The organism is Rhodobacteraceae bacterium S2214 (assembly GCA_025141675.1).
GTDB lineage: Bacteria > Pseudomonadota > Alphaproteobacteria > Rhodobacterales > Rhodobacteraceae > Yoonia.
Window position 1 is genome coordinate 2,160,763 of record CP081161.1, and the last position, 20,407, is coordinate 2,181,169.

Annotated in this window: 21 protein-coding genes; 11 read left to right on the forward strand and 10 right to left on the reverse strand. The window is 54.3% G+C overall.

Features of this window, described 5'->3' with window-relative positions; genetic code table 11:
* Positions 1 to 14 precede the first annotated feature (14 nt).
* From K3729_10790 to K3729_10825, 8 genes are all read right to left on the reverse strand, one after another.
* Positions 15 to 1,367, reverse strand: coding sequence for a branched-chain amino acid ABC transporter permease (locus K3729_10790; GenBank protein UWQ97959.1), 1,353 nt, complete (start codon positions 1,365 to 1,367; stop codon positions 15 to 17).
* Positions 1,364 to 2,374 (reverse strand): branched-chain amino acid ABC transporter permease, encoded by a 1,011-nt coding sequence (locus tag K3729_10795; GenBank protein ID UWQ97960.1) that lies wholly within the window; start codon positions 2,372 to 2,374, stop codon positions 1,364 to 1,366. Before K3729_10795 ends, K3729_10790 begins: the two co-directional genes overlap by 4 nt.
* Before the next feature lie 19 nt (positions 2,375 to 2,393).
* Positions 2,394 to 2,726 carry a hypothetical protein gene (locus K3729_10800; GenBank protein UWQ97961.1) on the reverse strand — a complete coding sequence of 111 codons (333 nt, stop codon included), beginning with the start codon at positions 2,724 to 2,726 and terminating at the stop codon, positions 2,394 to 2,396.
* A 20-nt stretch (positions 2,727 to 2,746) separates the two neighbouring features.
* Positions 2,747 to 3,460 carry an ABC transporter ATP-binding protein gene (locus tag K3729_10805; GenBank protein ID UWQ97962.1) on the reverse strand — a complete coding sequence of 238 codons (714 nt, stop codon included), beginning with the start codon at positions 3,458 to 3,460 and terminating at the stop codon, positions 2,747 to 2,749.
* A gap of 48 nt (positions 3,461 to 3,508) precedes the next feature.
* The gene (locus K3729_10810) at positions 3,509 to 4,294 is read right to left on the reverse strand and encodes an ABC transporter ATP-binding protein (GenBank protein UWQ97963.1); all 786 of its coding nucleotides are present in this window, start codon (positions 4,292 to 4,294) and stop codon (positions 3,509 to 3,511) included.
* An 87-nt stretch (positions 4,295 to 4,381) separates the two neighbouring features.
* Positions 4,382 to 5,566 carry an ABC transporter substrate-binding protein gene (locus tag K3729_10815; GenBank protein ID UWQ97964.1) on the reverse strand — a complete coding sequence of 395 codons (1,185 nt, stop codon included), beginning with the start codon at positions 5,564 to 5,566 and terminating at the stop codon, positions 4,382 to 4,384.
* A gap of 173 nt (positions 5,567 to 5,739) precedes the next feature.
* Positions 5,740 to 6,654 carry a peptidoglycan-binding protein gene (locus tag K3729_10820; GenBank protein ID UWQ97965.1) on the reverse strand — a complete coding sequence of 305 codons (915 nt, stop codon included), beginning with the start codon at positions 6,652 to 6,654 and terminating at the stop codon, positions 5,740 to 5,742.
* A 91-nt stretch (positions 6,655 to 6,745) separates the two neighbouring features.
* Positions 6,746 to 7,744 carry a GlxA family transcriptional regulator gene (locus K3729_10825; GenBank protein UWQ97966.1) on the reverse strand — a complete coding sequence of 333 codons (999 nt, stop codon included), beginning with the start codon at positions 7,742 to 7,744 and terminating at the stop codon, positions 6,746 to 6,748.
* A gap of 198 nt (positions 7,745 to 7,942) precedes the next feature.
* On the opposite strand from K3729_10825, the gene K3729_10830 reads away from it, so the two are divergent.
* A complete protein-coding gene (locus K3729_10830) occupies positions 7,943 to 9,313 on the forward strand; it encodes a 3-deoxy-7-phosphoheptulonate synthase class II (protein ID UWQ97967.1) in 1,371 nt (456 codons plus the stop codon).
* Positions 9,314 to 9,372: 59 nt separating this feature from the next.
* Here the strand turns inward: K3729_10830 and K3729_10835 are convergent, their stop codons facing one another.
* Positions 9,373 to 10,074, reverse strand: coding sequence for a PAS domain-containing protein (locus K3729_10835; protein UWQ97968.1), 702 nt, complete (start codon positions 10,072 to 10,074; stop codon positions 9,373 to 9,375).
* Between the two features lie 190 nt (positions 10,075 to 10,264).
* On the opposite strand from K3729_10835, the gene K3729_10840 reads away from it, so the two are divergent.
* Genes K3729_10840 through K3729_10850 form a run of 3 tightly spaced genes read left to right on the forward strand, consistent with a single transcriptional unit; the run spans position 10,265 to position 12,327 of the window.
* Positions 10,265 to 11,164 (forward strand): YicC family protein, encoded by a 900-nt coding sequence (locus K3729_10840; GenBank protein ID UWQ97969.1) that lies wholly within the window; start codon positions 10,265 to 10,267, stop codon positions 11,162 to 11,164.
* A 3-nt stretch (positions 11,165 to 11,167) separates the two neighbouring features.
* Entirely contained in the window at positions 11,168 to 11,803 is a 636-nt protein-coding gene (gmk, locus tag K3729_10845) for a guanylate kinase (GenBank protein UWQ97970.1), read from the forward strand.
* Positions 11,803 to 12,327, forward strand: a complete 525-nt coding sequence (locus tag K3729_10850) for a gamma carbonic anhydrase family protein (GenBank protein ID UWQ97971.1) — start codon at positions 11,803 to 11,805, stop codon at positions 12,325 to 12,327. Before gmk ends, K3729_10850 begins: the two co-directional genes overlap by 1 nt.
* Here K3729_10850 and K3729_10855 read toward each other — a convergent pair.
* Positions 12,324 to 12,734: a hypothetical protein gene (locus tag K3729_10855; GenBank protein UWQ97972.1), complete on the reverse strand. Its 411-nt coding sequence runs from the start codon at positions 12,732 to 12,734 to the stop codon at positions 12,324 to 12,326. The genes K3729_10850 and K3729_10855 overlap by 4 nt on opposite strands.
* Before the next feature lie 137 nt (positions 12,735 to 12,871).
* Here K3729_10855 and K3729_10860 point away from each other — a divergent pair, with 137 nt between their 5' ends.
* From K3729_10860 to phoB, 7 genes are all read left to right on the forward strand, one after another.
* Positions 12,872 to 13,933 (forward strand): two-component sensor histidine kinase, encoded by a 1,062-nt coding sequence (locus K3729_10860; GenBank protein ID UWQ97973.1) that lies wholly within the window; start codon positions 12,872 to 12,874, stop codon positions 13,931 to 13,933.
* A 151-nt stretch (positions 13,934 to 14,084) separates the two neighbouring features.
* Positions 14,085 to 15,113: a substrate-binding domain-containing protein gene (locus K3729_10865; GenBank protein UWQ97974.1), complete on the forward strand. Its 1,029-nt coding sequence runs from the start codon at positions 14,085 to 14,087 to the stop codon at positions 15,111 to 15,113.
* Positions 15,114 to 15,216: 103 nt separating this feature from the next.
* Entirely contained in the window at positions 15,217 to 16,698 is a 1,482-nt protein-coding gene (pstC, locus tag K3729_10870) for a phosphate ABC transporter permease subunit PstC (protein ID UWQ97975.1), read from the forward strand.
* Complete coding sequence (gene pstA / locus K3729_10875) at positions 16,698 to 18,047, forward strand: phosphate ABC transporter permease PstA (protein ID UWQ97976.1); 1,350 nt, start codon at positions 16,698 to 16,700, stop codon at positions 18,045 to 18,047. Before pstC ends, pstA begins: the two co-directional genes overlap by 1 nt.
* Positions 18,048 to 18,064: 17 nt before the next feature.
* Positions 18,065 to 18,865 (forward strand): phosphate ABC transporter ATP-binding protein PstB, encoded by an 801-nt coding sequence (gene pstB / locus K3729_10880; protein UWQ97977.1) that lies wholly within the window; start codon positions 18,065 to 18,067, stop codon positions 18,863 to 18,865.
* A gap of 12 nt (positions 18,866 to 18,877) precedes the next feature.
* Positions 18,878 to 19,585 carry a phosphate signaling complex protein PhoU gene (phoU, locus tag K3729_10885; GenBank protein UWQ97978.1) on the forward strand — a complete coding sequence of 236 codons (708 nt, stop codon included), beginning with the start codon at positions 18,878 to 18,880 and terminating at the stop codon, positions 19,583 to 19,585.
* 5 nt (positions 19,586 to 19,590) lie between these two features.
* Positions 19,591 to 20,277 (forward strand): phosphate regulon transcriptional regulator PhoB, encoded by a 687-nt coding sequence (gene phoB / locus K3729_10890; protein UWQ97979.1) that lies wholly within the window; start codon positions 19,591 to 19,593, stop codon positions 20,275 to 20,277.
* The last annotated feature ends 130 nt before the right edge of the window (positions 20,278 to 20,407 follow it).

Below are 20,407 nucleotides of genomic sequence, written 5' to 3' on the forward strand. Positions count from 1 at the left end.
CTCCTTGGTTGCCACTACTTTTCGGGCATCAAACCACGCGGGCTAAACCGCAAAACCAACAGCATCACAACACCCATGGTCAACAGCCGCATATGCGCCCCAAATTCGGACATACGCACAGCGAACCAGTTTGTCGGATCAAGGCCAGCAGTAGTAACTTCCGCGACCCAAAGCCCCAAAGGTTCAACCATGACCCAAAGCCACCAGATCAGGAAACCGCCAAGCACGGCACCAAAGTTGTTACCGGACCCACCAACGATCACCATCACCCAGATCAGGAACGTAAAACGCAGGGGTTGATATGACGTTGGCGTCAACTGACCATCAATCGTGACCATCATCGCGCCAGCAATGCCGCAAATCGCGGACCCAAGGATGAAAATCTGCAAATGCCGTGCGGTGACGTTTTTACCCATCGCTTCAGCTGCGGTTTCGTTGTCGCGGATCGCGCGCATCATGCGGCCCCACGGAGAACTCAGCGCCAGTTGGGCCAATACTAACAGCACAACCAAGAACACGGTAAAGATCAATGAATACCCAACCTTGACCCACAACGTGGACGCTGTGACAGGATCAAGACCCCAGCTTGCAGCGCGTTCAATAAAGGTCGGATCACTTTGCAGATCGATCTCGTAAGGCACGGGACGGGGCAGGCCGGTGACGTTCTTCACGCCGCGCGACAACCAGTCTTCGTTCTTGATGACGGCAAGAATAATCTCGGCAATGCCCAAGGTCGCAATCGCCAAATAGTCTGACCGCAGCCCAAGCGCTGTCTTGCCAATGACCCAAGCGGCACCAGCTGCGAACAGACCACCAACAGGCCAAGCAACAATCGCCATCCAACCGTAGTCTTTGTAGTTTTCACCACCAAAATTCAGACCACCGATGTTGCCTGTCGATGCAGGATTGATCGCCTCAACACCCGCAACACCGCCGTCAAACACCCAACGAAACACGAAGAACCCGACGACGAGAATGCCAAGTGTGGTCAGTGTCCGCACGTGGCCCGGCGCCATTTTTGCACGGGCAAGGACCGTCAGCACAATCGTCGCAGCGCCCATAAGCAGACCTAGCAACACGCGCCAGCCACCTGCGGCCATCGCGCCTTCGGTTGGTGGCATCGAAATCAGAACGGCCGCCAAGCCTCCCAAGGCCACAAAGCCCATAATCCCGACATTGAACAAACCAGCAAAACCCCACTGCAGGTTGACGCCAAGCGCCATGATCGCAGCGATGAGGGCGAAATTCAGCATCTTAAGCGCGGAATCCGGCGATCCACTGAAAATCCAGAACTCGGTTGTGCCTTCCAGCAGGTATAGCCCTGCGACAAACAAAACGAGGAATGTGTTACGCAATGAAAGGCTCATATCGATTGCCCCTTAAACAGGCCGGTCGGTTTGAACAGCAGCACGATGATCAGGATCGCAAAGCTGACGGCAAATTTGTAATCGGTGGACATCAACTGGACGAGCCCATCGGGCTCGAGGTTCTCGGGCATGATGTAGACAAGGATCTTTTTCCAAGCGTAAGTGATCGTCACCTCTGCAAAGGCGATTGTGAAACCACCAGCAATCGCGCCCACTGGATTACCAATCCCGCCGACGATCGCAGAGGCGAATATGGGAAGAAGCAGTTGGAAATAGGTGAACGCTTTGAAAGACTTATCCAAACCGTACAACACACCCGCAGTCGTGGCCAAGGCAGCAACGATCAACCATGTGACCATCACAACCCGTTCTGGATTAATGCCGGACAGCAGCGCGAGATCCTCATTATCGGAAAAGGCCCGCATGGATTTACCCGTGCGCGTTTTGTTGAGGAAGTAGAACAACAGCGCCATGACGATGATCGCAACGACAAGCGTAATCGCCTGCGTGGATTTAATCGCCAAACCTTCGCGCAGGCCTGTCATCTCCTTGAAATCACGGGCGGAAATGATGAATCGTTCGCCATCTGCAAACCGAATATCGCGGACGCCGATCACGAAGCGTACGATGCCGTTCATCACAAACATCACACCAAGCGACACAATCACAAGGATCACAGGCTTGGCTTTCTGAGCGCGGTAGAACTTGTAGACCACTTTGTCCGTGCCAAGCAGCAACAACGCACAACCCGCGATCCCGAACGGTAGAGCAAGAAGGGCGGTCGGCAACGGCCCCAATGAGATGCCCCAAGACTGAAACAGCCATGTGAAAAGGATGGTGATCGCGGTCCCGAATGCCATCGTGTCGCCATGGGCAAAGTTTGAAAATCGCAAAATACCGTAGATCATCGTGACGCCCAAAGCGCCGATCGCAAGCTGGGCACCATAGGCCAGCCCCGGTACGATCACAAAATTCGCCAATGCGACTAGCGCGTTTAAATAGTCCATTAAATCAGACCCTTCGTCGTCATTTCTCATCCTTTCGGATGGTGCATTTTCCTGTGAGCCGCGTGCCGGCAAGGCTGTTGCTGACCACAGCATCGCCATTCGGTTGCATCACAAAAAGTGTTGTTGTTCCGCCTAGCCCCTCGGCCTCAAATCCGCGTGTGTCCCCGATTAGAAACGGGGTCGCTGGGAATTGCTGCGTACCATATGACACCACAGTCGCCGCACGGCGCGGTGGTTCATTAGCATCAACGGGGGCGGCAAAGTGGTTGCGATCTATGAAGAAATCCAAAGCCGCACCTTGCATATCACACAGCACAGTCTCGGCCGATACCGGACCCGCTGCCATCGCCATTGCTGATACCGCTTTCACCATCATCCGCCCAAGAAACTCGCGCGGACTTCGGGGTTGGCCAGTAGTTCTTTACCCGTACCTGTATGCGCATTGCGCCCCTGTACCAGAACATAGGCTTTATCCGCGATTTCAAGCGCTTGCCGCGCGTTCTGTTCCACCATCAGAATGGGGATACCTGTGCGGGCGACTTCGATGATCCGGTCGAACAATTCGTCCATGACGATAGGTGATACACCCGCTGTCGGCTCATCTAGCATCAAAACCTTGGGCTGGGTCATCAACGCCCGACCAACAGCAACCTGCTGACGTTGACCACCAGACAATTCGCCCGCGGCTTGATCACGTTTATCGCGCAGGATCGGAAACAGATCATAGATCTGTTCCATCGTCGGCTTGATATCGTCCGTGCGGATGAACCCACCCATTTCAAGGTTTTCTTCAACAGTCATCGACGGGAATATATTGCGAACCTGCGGCACAAACCCCATGCCCTTGATCACGCGGTCTTGCGGGGACAGGCTGGTGATATCCTCACCATCCAGACGCACGGATCCGGAATGCACGTTCAGCATCCCGAACACAGCCTTCATCGCCGTGGATTTACCCGCGCCATTCGGCCCCACGATCACAGCAATTTCGCCCTTTTCGACGGCAATGGTACAGCCGTGCAGAATATCAGGGCCTTTGCCGTAGCCGCCGGTCATTGTATCGCCAATCAAAAACGGCTCAGACATGTCGTGCTTCCAATTTCATCTGTCCAAAACAATCCACTGCGCACCCGATCACGTTGCAGCCAGCTTGTCTTTGTTCTTCAATCCAGTGCCCAAATAGGCCTCGATCACTTGTTCATTTGCTTTGATCTCTGCCAGTGTGCCTTCAGCGAGCACCTTGCCTTCGGCCATACAAATAACCGGATCGCAAAGCCGTTCGATGAAATCCATGTCGTGTTCGATGACGACGAAGGTGTAGCCGCGTTCTTTATTCAATCGGATGATCGCATCACCAATTGTGTTCAGCAGGGTACGATTCACGCCAGCCCCGACTTCGTCGAGGAACACAATTTTGGCATCGACCATCATCGTCCGGCCAAGTTCCAACAGCTTCTTCTGTCCACCGGACAAGTTGCCCGCTTTTTCATGGGTCAGATGATCAATTGTGAGGAATTCGAGAACTTCATCGGCTTTCGCGCCTAACGCTCGTTCTTCTTCGGCGATGCCGCGGCGCCCAAACCATGCGTTCCAGAGCGTTTCACCTGATTGGGCACCGGGCACCATCATTAGGTTTTCGCGAACAGTCATGGATGAAAATTCATGTGCGATTTGAAAGGTCCGCAGCAACCCTTTATGAAATAATTTATGCGGCGGCAGGCCTGTGATATCTTCACCCGCCATTGTCACACGACCCGCAGTTGGTTCATGTACGCCCGCGATCACATTGAAAAGCGTGGTTTTTCCGGCTCCGTTCGGGCCGATCAATCCTGTAATTGTCCCTTCGCCGATTTCCAACGACGCACCATCAACAGCGCGAAAACCACCAAAGGTTTTCACCAAATTCTCTACGACGATCATGATCCCCACCTACCCACGCAATCAGCGTGTCTTATCGTATGGGGCGGCGCGGGATAAACCCGCACCGTCCCAGTGTTTCAAGTCCGATTAACGGTAACCGATGGTGGAATATTCGCCGTCAGCGAATTCGATCTCTTGGTAGTTACCAGCAGATTCACCCGGTCCGATCAGTTCAACAGCGGATGCACCAACGTAGTCGATGTCTTCGCCAGCTGCGATCAGTTCAAGACCTTTGGCTAGTTCACCCGGCATGATTTCAACGCCCGGTGCGTTTGCGACGTCCATCACGTGATCTTTGAAGTCAGCAGAATCAGAAGACCCAGCCGCTTGCATCGCCAACATGATCAGGGCAGCAGCGTCATAAGATTCAGGTGCGAATGCGCCTGTACCGTCAAAGCCAGCAGCTTCAGCCAGTTCAACAAACTTGCCAGCACCTGCGTTGTCAGTACCCGGGTATGCGCCGTAAGAACCGTTCAGTTCCTCACCGAAGTTTTCGTTCAGCTTTGCGCCAACCATGCCGTCTGGGAAGTAGAACGTGTCAAACGCGCCAGAATCAAGCGCACCGCGCACAACGCCGGAACCGCCTTGGTCAACGTAGCCCGCAACAACCAGAACTTCGCCGCCAGCGGATGCCAATGCACCAACTTCAGCCGCGTAGTCAGCTTTGCCGTCTTCGTGTGCGGCAGAGATTGTCACCGTGCCGCCAGCTGCCTCAAAAGCACCTTGGAACGCATCAGCAAGACCCTTGCCGTAGTCGTTGTTTGTGTATGTCAAAGCAACTTCGGAAATGCCGCGATCTTGCAGGATTTCTGTGATGATCACGCCCTGACGTGCGTCAGACGGGGCTGTGCGGAAGAACAGACCGTTGTCTTCTGCTGTGGAGAGGCCCGGTGATGTCGCGGATGGCGAAATCATCACTGTGCCGTTTGGCAGTGCCACGTTGGACAGGATAGCACCTGTGACGCCGGAACAATCAGCGCCCATGATGGCGTTCACGCCTTCGGCTGTGATCAAACGTTCTGCAGCAGTTGTCGCCGCACCCGCATCGATACATGTGGAATCGCCGCGTACTGATGTGACGGTTGAACCGTCGAGCAATGCGCCGGATTCGCTGACTTCAGCCATGGCGAGTTCAGCACCAGCACCCATCGCAGGTGTGATGGATTCAAGTGGACCGGTAAAACCGAGGATCACACCAATTTTTACGTCTTCAGCAAAAGCCGCACCAGCAGTCATTGCAATGGCTGTTGAAGCCATCAAAAGATTTTTCATTTTTTGTCTCCCTAGTGGATGTATTTGTCATCCTGCCAAAAAGTTTACGCAGAGCATTTCAAAAAGGGAAGGGGAGCGCGTCTGATATGCCGTAGAAAGGCAGATTGACGTAAGGTTCACTCAAGATTGCGCGATTTTCCTAAAAGGGACGCATGCTTTAGACGGAAAACACTTTAGCGCAGCAGCGGTAAAACGTGGATTGCACGCCGTGTCGCCTGAAATGTCGCATCGGGACGTCCGCGCCGCGGCTCTCCTGGGGCTGCATAATTTAGTTCGTCATTCATGATCCGCGCACCATCGAAGAAGTCGATGTGATTGGTTCCACCGCTAAGTCGGTGAAAGTAGATGATTGCGGGTGTGTCGCGAATACGCGAGTAAATATCGCGGCCCGACATGCTGCGGTGGATGCTATAGGCCGTGAAATTCCAAAAACCCGAGATGTAATTGAAGACGCGGCGCGCACTTGCATCGTGCGCCTCCAAACCACCGCCGCACAGCGCAGAATTGGGGGAATGGACGTACAGTTCCCCGACGCGGCTTGGCGACAGGTGAAAGCCGATGTTGCACCGCGCCAATGCAATCGTCAGGCGGATAGCACATTGATGGGTGATTCCGCGTTGGCAAGGCTTGCCGCCAACCGCTGTGAATGCGCCGTATTGCTGGCGCAGTTGTGTACCAGTCGGCAATCTCGGTGTGCTGCGGGCTAATGTGGCCGGTGTCTCGACCGGTGGGGCTGCGGCGGCGGCGGTTGTGGGCGTTAAGGGGGCAATGTTTAGTGGAACAAGCAGGCTGTCCATCAACAACAACGTCTCGCGATCCGCAATGCCTGTGCCATTGCCTGTCGCACCACCGGCTGAATTATCGTGCTGGAATCTTTTGAGTGCGCGGAATGTTTCCCCGCCAAAGTCCCCGTCGAACATCCCGTCGGCCCCGATGGAACGCCGCATTGTGGCGACCTGCAGGTCGCGCAACGCTTGTTGCAACAACCGAACCGCATCGCGATCCGGCTCACCACGCCTGATCACCGGATTATTGTTGGCGGCGGCATTCAATCTTTGATTATTGATAAACAAACGGCTTCGCAGCATTGAGCAATCCAATCTGTGGCAGTGTGTATGCCAAGATCATTCAATGTGACGGTGCACCTGTAAAGGTCAGGAAATACTGACCCACGGACGATCACACGGGCGATGACGCCTGCGTTCCGCGTTCGCGGTAAGGTGTCGTATTGTAATGCGACCGATAGCATTTCGAGAAATGCGACGGTGACGCGAAACCACAGGCCAAGGCCACGTTAATCACCGTCATATCGGTTTGCATCAACAGGTTACGGGCACGGCCTAACCTTAGTTCCATGTAGTACCGTTTGGGGCTGCGGGACAGATACCGCCGGAACAAGCGTTCTAGTTGACGTGTCGACATGCCAACTTCTTTTGCTAGCACAGCAGGGCTGATCGGCTCTTCGATATTCTTTTCCATCATCTGAATGACACGGCTTAGCTTGGGATGCCGGACACCAATACGTGTCGGAACGGATAGACGTTGGGTATCTTGGTCGGTGCGGATGGACGAATAAATCAATTGATCGGCGACCGCGTTCGCCAAATCTTCGCCGTGGTCTTGGGCGATGATCTTGAGCATCAGATCAATAGATGCGGTGCCGCCCGCCGTGGTGATCCGGTTGCCATCAATCACGTAGACCGACTTCGTCAGTTCAATATCTTCGAATTCTTCGATAAAGCTGTCTTGGTTTTCCCAATGGATCGTCGCTTTCTTACCATCCAACAATCCGGCTTTGGCCAACGTATAACCAGCCGTACACAGCCCGGCCATCGTCACACCGCGTCTTGCTTCACGGCGCACCCAATTCAGAACCTTTTTCGTTGTGGCCGCTTGGATGTTCACGCCACCGCAAATCATGACGATATCGTCGCGGTTCAGCTCATCCAGATCGGCATCAAGCTGAAACGAACACCCGTTGGAACACGTCGCCATCCCGCTGTCTTCACCGATAAAACGCCAGTCATAAAGCGGCTGGCCAGCTGTCCGGTTTGCAATGCGCAAACTTTCAACAGCACTTGCAAAGCAAAGCATCGTGAATTGATCGAGCAGAACAAACACAAACCGTTTCGGTTTGCCCAAGTCATTCGTCAAAGTGGGGGTGTCAGAAACGCTCATATTTCACGCCTGTATCGTCGTTGTTCTGGCATCCTTTGCGACAAAATGCGCCTCTGACAAGTCATTTCGTCATGATGATGACATTTGACACCCTCAATTGCGGGACTTTGGCATTGGAAGCCTTGGCGTTACACAGTATAAGCAGAGACCGATCATCTTGGTCGTGTAGCAAAAACTGATAGAATTTGGAGCGAGACAATGACGACATGGCAAAAAACGGACTGGCGCAGCAAGCCCCGGATCCAAATGCCAACCTATACCGACGCGGCGGCTTTGAAAGCTGTCGAAGCGCGGTTGTCGTCATATCCACCATTGGTATTTGCAGGTGAAGCACGCCGTCTGCGCGATCATCTGGCAGCATGCGGACGCGGCGACGCGTTCTTGCTGCAAGGTGGGGATTGCGCGGAAAGCTTTGCTGAATTCTCAGCCGACGGCATCCGCGACACGTTCAAAGTGATGCTGCAGATGGCGATGGTGCTGACATACGGCGCAAAAGTACCTGTCGTAAAGGTTGGTCGCATGGCCGGCCAAATGGCGAAACCACGGTCCGCAGACACAGAGACAGTCGATGGCGTGGAACTGCCAAGCTACCGCGGCGACATCATCAACGGTTTTGATTTCACCGAAGCCGCACGTGTGCCTGATCCAGAACGCATGACACAGGCCTACATGCAGGCTGCTGCAACGTTGAACCTTCTGCGCGCTTTCTCAACTGGCGGCTACGCTGACGTGCACAAAGTCCACCAGTGGACATTGGGCTTCACAGACGCGGCTGGCGCTGCAAAATACCGTGATATGGCAGAGCGTATTTCAGATACGCTGGCCTTCATGGAAGCGGCTGGTATCTCAACAGAAACAAACCACGAGCTGAGCACTGTTGAATTCTACACATCCCACGAAGCCCTACTTCTGGAATATGAAGAAGCCCTGACACGTGTTGATTCAACATCTGGCAAAATGCTGGCTGGTTCCGGCCACATGATCTGGATCGGTGACCGGACACGTCAGCCTGACGGTGCGCATGTTGAATTCTGTTCTGGCGTGCAAAACCCGATCGGTCTGAAATGCGGTCCAACCATGACAACAGGGCACCTGAAGGCACTGATGGCAAAGCTGAACCCACACAACGAAGAAGGTCGTTTGACCCTCATCGCGCGTTTCGGTGCTGGCTCTGTTGGTGAACACCTGCCACGCTTGATCAAAGCCGTGCAGGAAGAAGGTGCGAACGTGACTTGGACGTGTGATGCGATGCACGGCAACACGATCAAATCGTCAACGGGCTACAAAACTCGTCCATTCGATAGCGTCCTGCGTGAAGTGAAGGAATTCTTCGGCGTGCATAACGCAGAAGGTACAATTCCGGGCGGTGTGCATTTCGAAATGACCGGCGCAGACGTTACTGAGTGCACAGGCGGTGTCCGTGCGGTGACGGACGAAAACCTAGCCGATCGGTATCACACTGCTTGCGATCCACGTTTGAACGCGTCTCAGTCTTTGGAACTTGCGTTCCTCGTTTCTGAAGAACTGTCCAACCGTCGCACACAGCTGAAAGCAGCTGCAGCAGGCTAAGCGCGCTGCGCACACGATATAAAAGAGGGCGGATCCAAATGGGTCGGCCCTTTTTCGTTTCAGGTGTTATCGACGACCAAACGCAAAGCTGGCGTAGGTGTCGAGGTAGGCTGTAACGCAGGCGGTTCCCATATCTGCGGGGAAGGGAGCGGCGGTGTGGCGACCGGTGCGACATCCGGATACTTCAGGATTTCGTGGACCGTGCGGATGACAGGCTGCACAGGTTCGCTGCGCAACGACTGTTCGCTATCAAATTCAAACCGAAGCGGACGCCGTCCCGCACGTCCGTCAATCACGATCGCGCCGAAAATACGGTTCACCGCCTCACCATCGTGCTTCAATGGCAGTAGCAACATCCGACCACGCAATGGGCTGCGGCCTAGGCCACGTGGCGCGACCAATGGGATTTCGCTAATTTCAGGCCCTTCACATACGTCGTAAATAATCGGCGCAACCATTTCACGGCCCATTGGTGTGAAAAGCGCGCTGATCGGCATGCCGCGTGGCTCAAGATTCAGTATTTGGTGAATAGCGCGACCAGCAACGCGAAAACGCGCGACGGACGGGGTGACACGTTCCAAGGTAAAACAATGCGCAAGGCTATCCGACAACGGTCCAGGTGTCATATCAACACGGTTTGGCAGGGCCGATCCTTTGCGCATATCCTGCCAATGCGCTTCGACACGCGTTAGAACGTCTTCGCCCGCCTGATCGTGAAACGGGGTGCGGTGTTGGGTTGTATACTCACGCTCATTGGGCATCTGACTGTCCTTCGTCGGCCTTCATCAATTGCGTACAAGTTAACAGAAAGTTACCACAAATCACTTAACAAAGGATTAATGGGTTAACGGACCACTGCGACGCCCCACCGCAAAAGCAAGCGAGTCTTGTTTGCCGACTCATTGATTTCGCAGTACGAATAACTGAGCCACACAGCAAAGCGAGACCACCATGATCCAATCAATGACAGCATTTGCCAGCCGGACAGGCCATGCGGATGGGGCAACTTGGGCGTGGGAGGTGCGGAGCGTGAACGCACGCGGATTGGATCTACGGCTACGACTGCCGGACGGCATTGATGGGCTGGAAGCCGACATTCGCGCGGCATTCACCAAGGCGATCAAACGCGGCAATGTCAGCCTGACATTGCGTCTTACAATGAATGATACAGCGCAAAACCTGTCTTTGGACGAAGCGCAATTGGACCGCGTGCTCGGCGCGCTGGACGTCATTCAGGAACGCGCATTTACGATGGGTGTGACCCTTGGCCAACCAACAACTGCGGATGTCCTGAACCAACGGGGCGTTGTGCAAAACGCGGGCAACGAAGGGCCGAGTGCTGAAATCGTGGCGGCGATCAAAGCAGATATCGGACCGCTTCTGCATGATCTGGTGAACATGCGGGAACGCGAAGGCCAAAGCCTGAACGCGATCATCGCAACACAATTGTCTGATATCGCAGGGAATATCGCAAACGCAGAAGCCGCTATCATCGAACGACGCCCTGAGGCGGAAAAAGCGCTGCAAACGGCGATGGAACGTGTGCTCAGCAATACCGACCTTGATCCGGACAAGCTGGCACAGGAAATGGCCGCATTGGCCGTCAAAACCGATGTGACCGAAGAAATCGACCGCCTGAAAGCACATGTCACCGCCGCGTCCGAACTGCTCGAAGTGGCGCAAAAAGAATATCACCCTGTGGGCCGGAAACTGGATTTCCTGTCACAGGAATTTAACCGCGAAGCTAATACGCTGTGTTCCAAAGCGCAGCACACAAAACTGACCGGGATCGGGCTTGAACTCAAAACACTTATCGATCAGATGCGCGAACAGATTCAGAATGTGGAGTAACTAATGGCGCGTCGTGGACTACTAATTATTTTGTCTTCTCCATCCGGTGCAGGCAAATCGACTTTGGCGCGCGCATTGCGGAAATGGGACGACACACTGCGGTTTTCCGTTTCGGCGACGACACGTGCTCCGCGTCAGGGTGAAGTCGATGGCCAAGACTATTTCTTCGTGACAGAAGAAACCTTTAAGCGACAGGTTTCAGACAAAGAAATGCTCGAACACGCTCGCGTTTTCGGAAATTACTACGGATCGCCACAAGGTCCCGTGTCAGAAGCAATCGAAGCGGGGCGTGATGTTTTGTTCGATATCGACTGGCAGGGCGCGCAGCAGATTTCCACATCTGCGTTGAAGGATCACGTGTTGTCGATCTTCATCCTGCCGCCGTCCATCACAGAACTGCACCGTCGCCTCGTCTCGCGTGGACAAGACGACGATGAGACAATCGAAAAGCGGATGCAAAAAAGCTGGGACGAAATCAGTCACTGGGACGGGTATGACTATGTTCTGGTGAACGATGATCTGGCCACCACCGAAGAACGACTGAAAACCATCATTTCCGCTGAACGTCTAAGGGCCAGTCAGCAACCTGATCTGATGGATCACGTCCGCACGCTGCAAGATCAATTCGAGGAACGCTAATGTTGTATGAAATCAATGACGTACGACCACAAGTCGATCCAACCGCATGGATAGCACCCGGCACGCATGTCATTGGTAATACGGCACTTCTTGCCAATTCATCGGTCTGGTTCGGGACAACGATCCGTGGCGATAACGAACCTATTGTGGTCGGTGAAGGCAGCAACGTGCAGGAAAACTGCGTTTTGCATACTGATCCGGGTAGCCCGCTGACCATCGGGACAAATTGCACCATCGGTCACAAAGCAATGCTGCACGGCTGTACCATCGGCGATAACAGTCTTGTCGGCATGGGCGCTACCATCCTGAACGGGGCCGTGATCGGGAAAAACTGCCTCATTGGGGCAGGGGCTTTGGTGACCGAAGGCAAGGTGATCCCGGATGGGTCGCTTGTCATGGGATCACCAGGCAAAATCGTGCGGGACCTTGATGCGGCTGCAATCAAAGGGCTGACGCTATCTGCAATCCACTACCAACAAAACGCAGCGCGTTTTCGGGATGGGCTGAAAGTAATCGCTGACTAATTCACAGACACCAATGTCGGCGGCATGATCACGATATCGAAATCAATTGCAGGTCCCACCGCCCTGATTTCATTACGGATCATCGTCAGATTCGGCAGCGTTTGTGAAATTGCGCGGTAACGTCCCTTATATGCGGCAGACGCCAAGAACCGAGTGACCTGATACGCATCAAAGCCGTCGGTCACGAGCGGTGACAGAACTACATCAGGTCGGATTGTCGCGATCGTGTCTTCGGATAGCTGATCGAAATCGACATAGGTCAGATCCTCGACATAAGGCATTGTCCGCCCTTCGGTCGTCCATTTGACAACATCACCCACGACAAGCGTCACCGCCCGATCTTCGCCAATGACGCGATCACGTAGGTTTTCTAGGAACTTCTTCCGTGGTAGTTGCTGCGCCGACATGGGATCTAATCCGTTTCAAACCGTAGGGTCATTGTAGATCGTTACATTGTTGAAACGAAACCGTGGTTAAGTTTGTTCCATTCAAGTGTGAGTTGATTCACACAATTTATGGATCGCTATAGAAAAGTGACATCAACATGTCGAACTTCCCGCTAAAGGTTCTGCTGAACTCAGTTAAATCACCTATCGTTATTATCGGTCCAGACCAACGGATCAGTATGCAAAACCCGGCTGCGACCGAACTACTCAATCTTGACTTTACGGGCCGCAATTATGTGACTGCTTTGCGGCAACCAGCGCTCTTGGATGCAATTGACCAAGCGCGACGCGATGGCTCTCAAAAGACGGCGCGATTTATCGTCCGTTCTGGCAATGCTGATCAAACATTCGAGGCAATCGTTGTGCCTGAATCCGGTCAAACGCTCATAATTCTTGAGGATCAGTCCGCAGAACAAGACGTCAATTCAGTCCGCCGCGACTTTGTTGCGAATGTCAGTCACGAACTGCGCACGCCGCTGACAGCGCTTCTTGGCTTCATTGAAACCCTGCAAGGACCGGCAAAAAATGACCCCAAAGCACAGGAACGGTTCCTTGGGATCATGGCGACTGAAGCGGACAGATTGCGCCGCTTGGTCGATGACCTTTTGTCTCTGTCCCGTGTTGAAGAAACAGAGCGCAGCAGGCCCACTGATCCCGTTGATCTGACAACCATCGTAGGGCAATCCGTCGACCTCCTTGACCCGCTTGCCTCAACCGCAGGCACGCACCTCACGGTTGAAGTGCCTGCGGACCCAGTCACTGTTCCCGGCGACGCGGCACAGCTACAACAAGTGCTTCACAACATTATCGAAAACGCGATCAAATACGGCGCCTCGGAAAGTGGAATCACCGTGGCAATCCACCCCGAACGGTTTGAGAAATCACTGCAACAGGACTGCGTTCGGATATCTGTGCAGGACTATGGCATCGGCATTCCGGCACGGCATCTCTTCCGGCTGACCGAACGCTTTTACCGTGTCGACGATCACCGCGACCGTGAAATGGGCGGGACGGGACTTGGCCTTGCGATTGTGAAACATATCCTTAACCGGCATCGCGGCCGGTTGGTGTTTGAAAGCGTCGAGGGGCAAGGAACAACTGTCACGATTCTCCTTCCAGTGAACGCCAAACAGGTCTCCCAGCAAATACAGGACGATTAACCGCATGGTTTTAAACAATTTCCGCCAAAAATCCGGACTGTCATAAAACCTTTACATTAGTGTCACAAAAGCTTTTGAAACGGGTCCTAAACGGTGCCCAAGGGTTCGGCGATACGCGCCTGCCTAACAAATGACTGACTTGGAGATACAAATGTCGTCTTTGAAAATTTCTGCTTCCGTTCTGGCTATCACGGCCATTTCTGCAACTGCTGCTGTTGCACGTGACAACGTTCAGGTTGCTGGTTCTTCTACTGTTTTGCCATACGCATCCATCGTTGCTGAAGCATTCGGCGAAAACTTCGACTTCCCAACACCAGTTGTTGAATCAGGCGGATCATCCGCTGGCCTGAAGCGTTTCTGTGAAGGTGTTGGCGAAAACACCATCGACATCGCAAACTCTTCCCGCCCAATCCGCGAAAGCGACATCGCGCTTTGCACCGAAAACGGCGTGAACGACATCATCGAAGTGCGCATCGGGTATGATGGCATCGTATTTGCATCCCAAATCGACGGTCCTGCATTCACTGCATTTGAAGCATCCGACATCTTCAACGCACTTGGCGAAAAAGTTCTGGTAGACGGCGCGATCGTTGAAAACCCACACACACAATGGGCTGACTTCAACGCTGAATTGCCAGCGGCTGACATCCTTGCGTTCATCCCGGGCACAAAGCACGGCACACGCGAAGTGTTCGAAGACAAAGTTCTGCTGCAAGGCTGTGAAGACACAGGTGCAATGGAAGCTATGATGGCTGGCGGCATGTCCGAAGACGACGCTGAAGACGCATGTATCTCCGTACGCGGCAACGGGATCACAGTCGACATCGACGGCGACTACACAGAGACACTCGCACGTGTAGATAGCAACCCGAACGGCATCGGCGTGTTTGGTCTGGCGTTCTACGAGAACAACACAGACTCACTGAAAGTGGCGACAATCGGCGGCGTTGAGCCAAAGACAGAAACCATCGCGTCCGGCGAATACCCGGTATCCCGTCCGTTGTTCTTCTTCATCAAGAAAGCGCACATCGGCGTGATCCCAGGTCTGAAAGAATTCGCTGAATTCTTCATCTCTAACGACATCGCTGGTCCGTCAGGCCCATTGTCCGACTACGGTCTGGTATCTGATCCAGAACTGTCCGCGACACAGGATGCTGTAGCGAACGAAGACACACTGTAAGGTGTACATGAACTTGGCCTTGAATTAGGTCACTGAAAAGACCGCGCCATGCTGACATAACGACAGCGTGGCGCATCATACTTAAAAGGGACGGGGGGTCCTGATGCCTGCAACTTGGCTTTTTGGTGTGTTACTGGTGCTGGCGGTTTTCGGCTATTATGCCGCAAAATCACGGGCCATGACCTCGGGCGGCGGTGACCGTCGCAATCTTCACTCTCTTCCTAGTTATTATGGCGCGAACACGGCGCTCGCGGCTGCGGTCCCAGCCATCGCTGTCTTGATGCTCTGGTTGATTACACAGCCAATGGCGATCAATTCGATGATCAGCGGCGACCTTGATCCCGCTGTTGCAACAGATGCGGGCGAACGGTCATTGGCCTTAGCTGATGTGCGCCGCGTTGCAGATGGCCTATCCCTCGCGGTAGAGCAGGGCGCATTGACCGCCGACCAAGCCGCATCGCTGAATGTGGAAACGGACGACATTCGCGGAACCTTGGGCAGCGTCGGCGTCGCACTCGGGTCTGACGTCGAACAGAATACGCTGGATATGGCGCAGCAATATCGCAGCCTGTCGGCCACGGGCGACACGCTACGCACCATCGTTGTCGTACTGATCGCGCTTGCTTGCGGGCTTGCCGCCTACATGATGACCAACAAAGATTTCCGGGCGCGCAACTATGTCGAACGCGCCGTGATGGTCGTTCTGATTGCAGCGGCCAGTGTCGCGGTTCTGACAACGATCGGTATTTTCCTATCGCTGATCACCAACACCATCGACTTTCTCGGACGTTACCCCTTCATGGACTTTTTGTTCGGCACCAAATGGGAACCGAGTTTTTCCGGTCGCGGTGGTCAATCTGATCTGGGGTTCTTGCCGCTGATCTGGGGTACGCTGTTCATTTCACTGATCGCGCTGATCGTGGCCGTGCCAATCGGGCTGTTTGCGGCGATCTACCTGTCCGAATATGCGTCAAACTCTGTACGGTCTGTGGCCAAACCAATGCTGGAACTGCTCGCAGGTATCCCGACCATCGTCTACGGTTTGTTTGCTTTGCTGACAGTCGGTCCATTGTTGCTTGATGCCTTCGGCGATGGCGGTTGGTTCGGCGTGGATTGGATGACCGGCGGGACTGCTGCGATGACCGCGGGTCTGGTCATGGGCATCATGTTGATCCCCTTTGTCAGCTCCCTATCCGATGACATCATTAACGCGGTGCCACAATCACTGCGTGACGGGTCCTTCGGCCTTGGGGCTACCCATTCCGAAACCGTCCGCCAAGTCGTCTTGCCAGCTGCATTGCCGGGCATCGTAGGCGCGATCCTGTTGGCCGCATCACGGGCCATCGGTGAGACCATGATCGTGGTCCTCGGGGCAGGGGCCGCGGCATCGCTGTCCATGAACCCATTCGAGGCAATGACAACCGTGACCGCCAAGATCGTCGCACAGCTGACAGGTGACGGGGAATTCAACAGCCCTGAAACGCTGGTGGCCTTCGCGCTTGGGATCACTCTTTTCGTTATCACACTAGGGCTGAACGTTGTCGCCCTGATCATCGTTCGTAAATATCGGGAGCAGTACGACTAATGTCTGACGCCACTGTGACACCATCCGCCGATCCGCACAAAAAGGGCAAATCGCTTCTCGTGAAGGATGCGCGCACCAAAAAGCGAGACGCGGCCGAAAAACGCTTCAAAGCCTACGGAATCGCGGCCATCATGGTGGGGGTTCTGTTCCTTGTTGCCCTGTTGTGGGCGATTATTCAGAACGGAACGCCTGCTTTCACACAAACCTATGTGACGCTCGACGTCGAATTGCTTGAAGAACGGCTCGATCCAAACGGCAATCGCGACATTGAAGAGCTAAAGAAGACGTCGACGTTTGGCTACAAACCGTTGATCGAAACAGCACTGATCAATGCGACCAGTGACATCGAAACAGAAGTTGACGACGGCGACCTTGCTAAAATCCTGTCATCGGGTGCAGCAGCAGTTATTCGTGATCACGTTCTGGCTAACCCAGCCACGATTGGTGAAACCGTCGCGTTTCGGGTCCTGACATCATCACGGGTCGATGGTTACATGAAAGGCCGCGTGCAACGTGAAGACCTTGCGCGGGACAAAAACCTTGATGCAGCACACCTCGATCTGATCGACGTGATGGTTGAACAAGGATCCGTCGAACGCGTGTTCAACTGGGCCTTCATCACAGGTGCCGACGCATCCGAAAGCCGACCAGAACAAGCAGGGATCGGTGTGTCCATGCTCGGGTCGTTCTTTATGATGATTGTTGTGCTGGTCTTGGCGTTGCCAATTGGTGTGGCCGCATCCATCTACCTCGAAGAATTCGCGCCGCAAAACTGGTTCACGGACCTGATCGAGGTGAACATCTCAAACCTCGCCGCTGTACCGTCAATTGTGTTTGGTATCCTTGGCTTGGCAGCGTTTATTCAAGTTGCACATCTACCGCAATCAGCCCCGCTGGTTGGTGGCCTGACCCTGACGCTGATGACTCTGCCGACGATCGTGATTTCGACACGGGCATCACTGAAATCCGTCCCACCATCCATCCGCGACGCGGCACTGGGTGTCGGGGCCAGCAAAATGCAGTCGGTGTTCCACCATGTGCTACCACTGGCCATGCCGGGTATCCTGACAGGGACCATCATCGGTCTGGCACAGGCGCTTGGTGAAACCGCACCGCTGCTGCTGATCGGCATGGTCGGCTACATCGCATCAAACTACCCCGACGGCGTGGCATCCGGTTTCTTGGACCCGAACTCTGCCATGCCTGCCCAAATCTACGAATGGGCAAAACGGGCAGACCCCGCTTATTATGAACGCGCATGGGGCGGCATTATCATCTTGCTCGTCTTCTTGATGACGATGAACCTGATCGCAATCATCCTGCGCCGCCGCTTTGAGCGCCGCTGGTAAGGGCAGGAGACAGAACAATGGAAGATATGTATCGAATGGATCGCGCTATGAGCACGCAACAGGACGTCAAAATCAGCGCCAAAGGCGTTCAGGTTCACTACGGTGAAACACATGCGATCAAGGACGTGAATGTCGAGATCGGCGATAAAACCGTAACGGCCTTCATCGGACCATCTGGCTGCGGCAAGTCTACTTTTCTGCGTTGTATCAACCGGATGAACGACACAATTGATATTTGCCGCGTGCAAGGTGACATCCTGATCGACGGCGAAGACATCTACGACAGCCGCGTTGATCCGGTCCAATTGCGGGCTAAAGTCGGCATGGTGTTTCAGAAACCGAACCCATTCCCGAAATCGATCTACGACAACGTAGCATACGGTCCTAAAATTCACGGCCTTGCACGTAACAAGGCTGATCTTGACGACATTGTTGAAAAGGCACTGCGCCGCGGCGCAATCTGGGACGAAGTCAAAGACCGGCTTCACGCACCGGGTACAGGCCTGTCAGGCGGTCAGCAGCAACGTCTGTGCATCGCACGGGCTGTGGCAACCGAACCCGAGGTTCTGCTGATGGATGAACCATGTTCAGCGCTGGACCCGATTGCGACGGCTCAGGTCGAAGAACTGATCGACGAACTGCGCCAGAACTACGCGGTGGTCATCGTCACACACTCTATGCAGCAGGCTGCACGTGTGTCGCAGAAGACGGCGTTCTTCCACCTTGGTAACTTGGTTGAATATTCCGACACCGACAAGATTTTCACGAACCCAGAAGACCCACGGACCGAGAGCTACATCTCTGGCCGGATCGGGTAAGGAGCAGGCATCATGGACAACCATATTTCATCCGCCTACGACCGCGATCTCGAAGAAATCCAGGCACTGGTGATGCGCATGGGCGGGCTTGTTGAACAGGCCATTCTGTCAGCTGCAGAAGCCTTGGCAAACCGCGACCTTGAACTGGCCGAAAACGTGCGGGCAGGGGATAAGGTTATCGACGCCCTAGAAATCCAGATCAACGACGAAGCGGCCCGCACCATCGCCCTACGCGCGCCTGTTTCCAAGGACTTACGCAGCATTCTTACAGTGCTTCGCATCGCAGCATCGCTCGAACGGATCGGCGATTACGCGAAAAACATGGCGAAACGGACTGGAACATTGGTCGATATGCCTGCGATCAACGGGTCAGACAAAGCGCTCCGTCGTATGGCCCGCGAAGTGCAGCTTATGCTCAAAGATGTGCTGGATTCTTACGTGCGTCGTGACGCGGATTTGGCTGAAGAAGTGCGTCAGCGCGACCACGAAGTCGACCAGATGTACAACGCATTGTTCCGTGAATTCCTGACCTTCATGATGGAAGACCCGCGCAACATCACAGCCTGTATGCACCTGCATTTCATGGCGAAAAACGTTGAACGGATGGGTGATCTGGCAACCAATATGGCCGAACAGGTGATCTATCTGGTCACCGGTGAAATGCCCGAAGAAGCACGGCCCAAGGGCGACGAAACATCCTTTGTTCGGACACCGGAGTAAGTCAGATGTCGCAGATTCCGCATGTACTTGTGGTAGATGATGAAGCGTCTCAGCGTGAAATGCTGATCTACAATATCGAAGCCGAAGGCTACCGCACGACCAAAGCCAGCAATGGCGAAGATGCGTTGCTCAGCGTCGCAGAAGATCCGCCTGACGTGATCATTCTGGACTGGATGATGCCAAAGCTGTCCGGTATCGAAGTGTGCCGTCAACTGAAGGTACGGTCAGACACACGCACGATCCCAGTGATCATGCTGTCAGCGCGGACTGAAGAAACAGACAAAGTGCGGGGTCTGGAAACCGGCGCCGACGACTACGTCGAGAAACCGTATTCTGTGACCGAACTGATGGCACGTGTACGCGCACAGCTGCGGCGCGCGCGACCAGCGACAGTCGGCCAGACGTTGACATATGATGACATCACACTGGACGCAGAAACGCACCGCGTGACACGTGGCGACGATGCGCTGAAACTTGGGCCGACAGAATTCAGATTGCTCAGCACGTTCATGGAAAAACCGGGACGCGTCTGGTCACGCGACCAATTGCTGGACCGTGTTTGGGGGCGTGACGTCTACGTGGACACTCGGACAGTCGACGTACACGTCGGACGATTGCGCAAGGCGCTGACAGTATCTGGTGGGCAAGATCCGCTACGGACAGTACGCGGAGCAGGCTACGCGCTCGGTTAATCCAGTGTTGGAACCAAGTAGAAATGTCCGTCGTTGCGCAAAGTAGAAATGTCCCACTTGGCGGAGTTCGAGCATGGCTGGGCAGGGCGGAGACTTCACATATCGCAGCCCGGACTAGCCATGCGGGCGT